The organism is Streptomyces milbemycinicus (assembly GCF_002154605.1).
In the GTDB taxonomy this organism is placed as follows: Bacteria; Actinomycetota; Actinomycetes; order Streptomycetales; family Streptomycetaceae; genus Streptomyces; species Streptomyces milbemycinicus.
Map to the genome: position 1 here is coordinate 1 of NZ_MUNE01001189.1, position 1037 is coordinate 1037.

Consider the following 1037-nt stretch of genomic DNA (forward strand, 5'->3'; position numbering starts at 1 on the left):
GACCTTCGCCATGCCGACCGTGGTCGGCGAGATCAAGCGCTACTTCCGCGACAACGTCCGCACCGTCCATGTGCCGCGCCGGCTGCATGAGCTGTGGGTGCAGGTCAACGGAGCGACCGAGGATCTGACGGTGCTGCACGGCAGATCCCCGACCACGGCCGAGATCGCCGAACGGCTCGGGCTCGGCGAGGACGAGGTGCTGGCCTGCATCGAGGCCGGGCGCTCGTACCACGCGACCTCACTGGAGGCCGCCCAGGAGGGCGACGGGCTGCCGGGGCTGGTCGACCGGCTCGGCTACGAGGATCCGGCGCTTGCCGGAGTCGAACACCGCGATCTGGTGCGGCACCTCCTCGTCCAACTGCCCGAGCGCGAGCAGCGCATCCTTTTGCTCCGTTACTACAGCAATCTGACTCAATCTCAGATCAGCGCCGAGCTCGGCGTCTCACAGATGCATGTCTCCCGGCTGCTGTCCCGCAGCTTTGCCAGACTCAGGTCCGCAAACCGGATCGAGTCATAACCGGGACGGGGGACCCTCCCCTCACTCCTTCCGGGCAGTAATGTCGACATGGCGCTACAGCGTGTTGCCGACATGTGACATTCTGCAGGAACCGCGTTTGCCGCGGCCCGACCTCCGGTATTCAGGGGGAGGCTGCGTTCGACGCGACGAGCGCAGCTGGGATCCGTCCGCGACCCAAAGGGGGTGGCATGTCCGTAGAACTGGGCAGCTCGAAGGTGCTCACCAACGACGCACCGCACGTGCTCGACAACGGCGACGCCATCGACACCCGCACCCTCTCCCGCTCCCTGTTTCTGCGGCTCGCCGCGCTCGACCGGGACAGCGTGGAGCACACCTACGTACGTGACACCCTCATCGAGCTGAACCTCCCGCTGGTGCGCTACGCGGCGGCCCGCTTCCGCAGCCGCAACGAGCCCATGGAGGACATCGTCCAGGTCGGCACGATCGGCCTGATCAAGGCGATCGACCGGTTCGACTGCGAGCGGGGCGTGGAGTTCCCGACCTTCGCCATGCCGACCGT

The 1037-nt window shown here is 66.8% G+C and carries 2 protein-coding genes; both read left to right on the forward strand.

What is annotated here, in order from left to right; all coding sequences use genetic code 11:
• Window positions 1–517 (forward strand): sigma-70 family RNA polymerase sigma factor (locus CCN51_RS51990; RefSeq protein WP_143676249.1); only part of this gene is annotated, 517 nt, incomplete at its 5' end.
• Between the two features lie 188 nt (window positions 518–705).
• Window positions 706–1037 (forward strand): sigma factor (locus CCN51_RS51995; protein ID WP_281262496.1); only part of this gene is annotated, 332 nt, incomplete at its 3' end.